At 60.0% G+C, this 5,776-nt stretch carries 5 protein-coding genes and 1 pseudogene; all 6 read right to left on the bottom strand.

Annotation, left to right across the window (positions count from 1 at the left end; genetic code table 11):
• The coding region (locus H9532_RS06540) for an SDR family oxidoreductase (RefSeq protein ID WP_296366709.1) at nt 1-426 on the bottom strand (426 nt) is incomplete at its 3' end.
• 27 nt (nt 427-453) lie between these two features.
• Nucleotides 454-1,491, bottom strand: a pseudogene (gene galE / locus H9532_RS06535) (UDP-glucose 4-epimerase GalE); the annotation flags it as partial.
• Nucleotides 1,488-2,186: a hypothetical protein gene (locus H9532_RS06530; RefSeq protein WP_296366706.1), complete on the bottom strand. Its 699-nt coding sequence runs from the start codon at nt 2,184-2,186 to the stop codon at nt 1,488-1,490. The gene H9532_RS06530 and the pseudogene galE, both read right to left, overlap by 4 nt.
• Nucleotides 2,187-2,400: 214 nt before the next feature.
• Nucleotides 2,401-3,582: an NDP-sugar synthase gene (locus H9532_RS06525; protein ID WP_296366704.1), complete on the bottom strand. Its 1,182-nt coding sequence runs from the start codon at nt 3,580-3,582 to the stop codon at nt 2,401-2,403.
• Nucleotide 3,583: 1 nt separating this feature from the next.
• Nucleotides 3,584-4,558 carry a GDP-L-fucose synthase gene (locus H9532_RS06520; RefSeq protein WP_296366702.1) on the bottom strand — a complete coding sequence of 325 codons (975 nt, stop codon included), beginning with the start codon at nt 4,556-4,558 and terminating at the stop codon, nt 3,584-3,586.
• A complete protein-coding gene (gene gmd, locus H9532_RS06515) occupies nt 4,558-5,691 on the bottom strand; it encodes a GDP-mannose 4,6-dehydratase (RefSeq protein WP_296366701.1) in 1,134 nt (377 codons plus the stop codon). The genes H9532_RS06520 and gmd overlap by 1 nt, the downstream gene beginning before the upstream one ends.
• Between the last annotated feature and the right edge of the window lie 85 nt (nt 5,692-5,776).

The raw sequence follows: 5,776 nt of genomic DNA, 5'->3' as shown, positions 1-5,776 counted from the left end.
TTGGCTATGGATGCTGCCGATGTGCACGATCGATCCACACTGTCTCTGGAGCTGAGGAAGCAAGGCCCTGCTGATCGCAACGGGGGCCATCAGATTCACCTCCAGCGTCTCACACCAGTCCATTGCGGTGAGCTGTTCAAAGCTGCCCAGGCGTTGCAGCGCGGCATTATGCACAATTGCCATAAAATCGTGGCCTGCTGTAGCGGTAAGCACGGCGCTCTTGAAGGCTTCCAGATGATCAGGATGCCGGCTTAGTGCCGCCAGGTCGGCGGTGATCCAGCCCTGGCAGTGTTGGAGGGTGCTGGGATCTGGACCTGCAGCTGGATGGTCGGAGCCGATCACGGCCCATCCAGCACTTGCCAGTGCGGCAACGAGCCCAGAGCCAATGCCACCTGCCGCACCGGTGATCAAGACCGTTTTTGGCATCAGCTCGCCTCCCTGGATGGTGGCCGTGCTGTACCCGTTGGGGTTGACGCTCTGCCATGCCCAACCATCGCGGCACATCTCCGCCAGGCTGCGCCGGGTGCGCCAGCCCAGGCGCTTGAGGGCGAGAGCAGGATCAGCCACGGTGCTGGCCGCATCCCCGGGGCGGCGCTCCACCAGCTCGTAAGGAACTGCGCGGCCGCTGGCGCGTTCAAATGCCGCAACCACCTCCAACACCGAGTGCCCCTGGCCGCTGCCCAGATTCAACGTGAGCATCTGGGGCGTCTCAGCCAGAAGCGTATCGAGCGCGGCTTTGTGTCCTTCGGCCAGGTCCATCACATGGATGTAGTCACGCACGCCGCTGCCATCGCGGGTCGGCCAGTCACCCCCGAACACCTGCAGCCGCTCGCGCCTTCCCACCGCCACCTGGCTCACAAATGGGAACAGATTGTTGGGGATGCCACTGGGGTCTTCACCGATGAGGCCACTGGGGTGGGCGCCCACCGGGTTGAAGTAGCGCAGCCGGGCAATACGCCAGCCAGGCTCACTGGCGCTCAGATCAGCGAGCAGCTGTTCCACCGCTGCCTTGCTGTGGCCGTAGGGGTTGATCGGTTGGATCGGTGCTGTTTCCGGAATCGGCACCTGTTCAGGAATTCCGTAAAGCGTCGCGCTGCTGCTGAACACAAGGGTGCGGCAGCCCTGAGCCTGCATAGCGCTCAAAAGCTGACGAGAGCCACTCAGGTTCACATCCCAGTAGCGCAGAGGGTGTTGCACTGATTCACCTACGGCCTTGAGCCCAGCGAAGTGGATCACGGCTTCGATCGGGCGATTCGCCGGAGCGGCGGCAAACGCCCGCTCCAGATCAGCAGGATTGCGGATGTCGCCCTCCACCACCGTCAGGCGCCCGTCAGCTCCTGGGCCCGCCAGCTCCATTACACGCCTCAGGCTTTCGGGGGAGCTGTTACTGAAGTTGTCGAGCACCACCAAGTCATGGCCAGCTCCAAGCAGCACTAGGCAGGTATGGCTCCCAATGAAGCCAGCACCACCGGTGATCAGGAGTGAGGTCATCGCAGCACCTCTTCGAGCCTGCCTTTTTCGAAAACAGCACAGGCGCCATCAACTGTGCAATCGATGATCCGGCGACCTGCTGCTTCATAGCTTTCGCGAGCCATAGAGTAGTAGCGCTCGGAATTTTGTAGATCTGGATTATCCCAGGTGTGACCACTGAAATAAGAGGGATCAAAATGGTTCGGATCCGCGCCCACGAGTTTATGAGCCTCGTTGGGCAGGCCTTTGTAAGCGTAACGGTGATCCATGCCGACGATCACCACCTCCGAAAAGCCCATGAAAAAAGCGATCTGTAAAGCAGCAAAGGTGACCGTAAAGCCCTCGAAAAACCCTTCGCACAGGTTCTCGTGAAAACGCTGCTCGGGCCTTGAATGGAGGAGATAAGTCAGAGCCGATTCAGGCAAGGGATTGCAGCCTTCTAGGTCTCTTAGAAATCGGATGCAGGCCAATCTTCGGATTTCATCGGCACCCTGCTCGATCACGCGGCGATTAATTGCCAGGTAGTATCTAGGGTAAAAGCGAAATCTTTTGAATCCAAGGTAGATCTTATTGAGGCCCATGCAGATTTCGCCGCGAATGGGGGCGAAATCTGTTTGATTCAGTGAAGGTCCATTGCATACCAGCACCATCCGTTCGCCGCGATGGCAGTCGAGAAACCGATTCAGGCGCTGTGCCAGGTAAACGCGCCTTTCCATTACAGCCGAACCAAGTCCTCGCTAAGTTGCTTGCGAAATGCCCCAACCGTGCTTTTCAAGCCCACAGTCACCTCATGCAAGCGACGTATCAGAGCCGGCAACACATGGCTGTTGGTTGAAGCGATTAACGCCATCGTCGGACGACCCACAGAGCTGGCGCCGATGCAGCAGCTGGTGCGGGTGGGATGAGAGCGTCGCGTCATGGAAAGTGAAGTCATGCCGCTTGCCCCAAAGTCAGGTCTGTCCCCAGCAGCTCGGCCATCGCCTTCTGCTGGGGCGAGGGTTCCACCAGATCCTGACGACGGGCATCGGTGATCAGCCAGTCGAGCGCTGCTTCCTGCAGGTCGAAGTGGTTGCCGTTCTTGCCGACGCAGTAGCGGCCGAACACCAGCTTCTCCACCAGCTGCACCCCGGGGCCGATCCGTGAGTAATCAAAAATGATTGAGTTGTCGATCACCGCGCCTTCGCAGATGTGACAGCTGGGGCCGATCATCGACGGGCCGAGAATGGTGGCGCCGTCTTCGATCCTGGTCATTCCGCCCACATACACCGGGCCCTGCACCTTGATCGTGTCCCAGTTGGCAGCCACGTTCAGGCCGGTGTACACCCTTGGCCGAACCTCTTTGCCCGGGATGCCGACCTGACGCACCTCGCCTTGAAGCACGCTGCGAATCGCCTGCCAGTAATCGGGCACTTTGCCGATATCCACCCATTCGAAATCCATCGGCAGGGCATAGAAGGGCGACCCCAGCTCCACCAGCTTCGGGAACAGGTCGGAGCCGATATCGAACGGTTGACCGGAGGGAATGTGGGCAAAGATCTCCGGCTCGAAGATGTAGATGCCGGTGTTGATCGTGTCGCTGAGGGCCTCCTCCACCTTCGGTTTTTCCTGGAAGGCGCGGATGCAGTCCTGCTCGTCGGTGACAACGACGCCGTAGCTACTCACCTGATCGCGAGGCACCCGTTTGGTGACGAGGCTGGCGATCGCCCCTTTCTCCCTATGACGGCGCACCGCTTCGCTCAGGTCGAGGTCGATCAGGGCATCGCCGCAGAGCACCACGAAGGTGTCATCGAAAAAGGGCTGGAAATCCTGGATCTTCTTGAGGCCGCCGGCCGACCCCAGGGCATCGCCGATCAGTTCACCATCCTCGATGCGGCCTTCAAAGCTGTAAGCGATTTCCACGCCGAAGCGCTGGCCGTCGCGGAAGTAGTTCTCGATTTCTTCGGCGAGGTGCGACACATTCACCATCACCTCCTTGAAGCCGTGCTCTTTGAGCAGCTCCAGCAGAAACTCCATCACCGGCTTCTGCAGGATCGGAATCATCGGTTTGGGGATCACGTGCGTGATCGGCTGGACCCGCGTTCCCTTGCCCGCCGCCAGGATCATCGCTTTCATCTCAGTTCAGCCTCACCAGTTCTTTCTGCAGCTGCTCGCGGAAGAGAGCCACAGTGCTGTTGAGGCCCTGATCCAGAGGGATGCGAGCCTGCCAGCCGAGTGCGTTGAGGCGACTCACATCAAGCTGCTTCTTGGGCGTGCCGTCGGGTTTGGTGGGATCCCAGGCAATCTCCCCAGTGAACCCCGTGGCCTGCGCGACTGCTTCAGCGAGCTCACGGATGCTCTGGTCCAGGCCGGTGCCCACATTCAGATAGGTGAGCTCGCCCGCGGCCGGGTTCCAGTGCTCCAGCGCAAACACACAGGCTTCGCCCAGGTCGTCCACATGCAGGAACTCCCGCAGCGGGGTGCCGGTGCCCCAGCAGGTCACCGTGCTGAGTTGGGCCTCGGCGGCCTCATGGAAGCGACGGATCAGAGCTGGAAGCACATGGCTGTTGGTGGGGTGGTAGTTGTCTCCCGGGCCGTAGAGATTGGTGGGCATCAGGCTGATGGCGTCAAACCCGTGCTGCAACCGCAAGGCTTGGCAGAGTTTGATGCCGGCGATTTTAGCGATCGCATACCACTCGTTTGTTGGCTCCAGTGGCCCTGTGAGAAGAGCTTCTTCTCGGATTGGTTGGTCGGCGAACTTGGGATAGATGCAGCTGCTGCCGAGAAACAGCAGGCGGCGTACGCCGGAGCGCCAGGCCGTTTCGATCACGTTGGTCTGGATCCTGAGGTTGTCCAGCAGGAAGTCGGCCGGATATGTGTTGTTCGCATGGATCCCGCCCACCTTGGCGGCTGCGAGCACCACCACCGTTGGCTTGTGCTTGCTGAACCACCGCTCCACAGGCGAGGTGTCCAGCAGATCGAGTTCCTCGCGTGTGGCGGTGAGGATCCGGCTGTATCCAGCGCGTTCAAGCGCTCTGCAGATCGCACTGCCTGCCATGCCCCGATGACCGGCCACGAAGATGCGATCCTCCGTCGTGATCAGCTTCTCCATCAGGTTTTCCCTCCAGCGGCGGACACAGCTGCCGGGTTCATGGGCGGATTCTCCATCGATCCCACCACGTTGAAACCCTTCAGGCGCAGGATGGCTTCTTTCCGAGCCTCCTCCTTATCGGCTGCCACCATCTCAGCCACGAGTTCCTCCAGGGTGGTGGTCGGCGTCCAGCCGAGCTTCTCACGGGCGTTGGTGGGGTCGCCCAGCAGGGTCTCCACTTCGGCAGGCCGGAAATAGCGCGGATCAATGCGCACCACCACTTCACCCGTGCTGCGTCGTCCCACTTCTTCGATGCCTTCTCCTTCCCACTGAATGGCTCCCCAACCCAGCTCCTGGGCGGTGAGCTCAATGAAGCGGCGAACACTCTCCTGTCGGCCAGTAGCAATCACGAAGTCTTCCGGCAGCTCCTGCTGCAGCATCCGCCACTGCATCTCCACGTAGTCGCGGGCGTGGCCCCAGTCGCGCAGCGAGTCGAGATTGCCCATATAGAGGCAGTCGTCCAGGCCTTCGTTGATGCGTGCCAGGCCGCGGGTGATCTTGCGTGTTACGAAGGTTTCGCCGCGCCGTGGGCTTTCGTGGTTAAAGAGGATGCCGTTGCAGGCATACATCCCATATGCTTCGCGGTAGTTCACCGTGATCCAATAGGCGTAGAGCTTGGCAACGCCGTACGGGCTGCGGGGATAGAAGGGAGTGGATTCTTTCTGAGGAATTTCCTGCACTAGGCCGTAGAGCTCTGAGGTGCTGGCCTGATAGATCCGTGTTTTCTTGGAGAGGCCGAGCATCCGCACTGCTTCAAGAATTCGCAGGGTGCCCAGTGCATCGCTGTTGGCTGTGTATTCCGGTGCCTCAAAGCTCACAGCTACATGGCTTTGAGCCCCTAGGTTGTAGATCTCATCGGGCTGAACCTGCTGAATGATCCGGATCAGATTGGTGCTGTCCGTGAGGTCGCCGTAGTGGAGCACCAGGCGAGGGTCCAATTCATGGGGATCCTGGTAGAGGTGGTCAATCCGCGCCGTGTTGAAGCTGCTCGCCCGGCGTTTGATGCCATGCACGGCATACCCTTTCTCGAGAAGAAGTTCAGCCAGATAGCTGCCGTCCTGCCCGGTGATTCCGGTGATCAGAGCTGTCTTCATGCTGTAAGCACCTCATTTGCTTTGATTGTGGCATCGCTTCGTCCGTAACGGTCTTCAAAGCGCACGATGTCGTCCTCGCCCAGGT

Origin of the sequence: Vulcanococcus sp. Clear-D1, from assembly GCF_014654725.1 — a bacterium.
GTDB lineage: Bacteria > Cyanobacteriota > Cyanobacteriia > PCC-6307 > Cyanobiaceae > Vulcanococcus.
The sequence above is the reverse complement of the archived record's forward strand: the minus strand, read 5'-3'. Positions and strand labels throughout refer to the sequence as shown.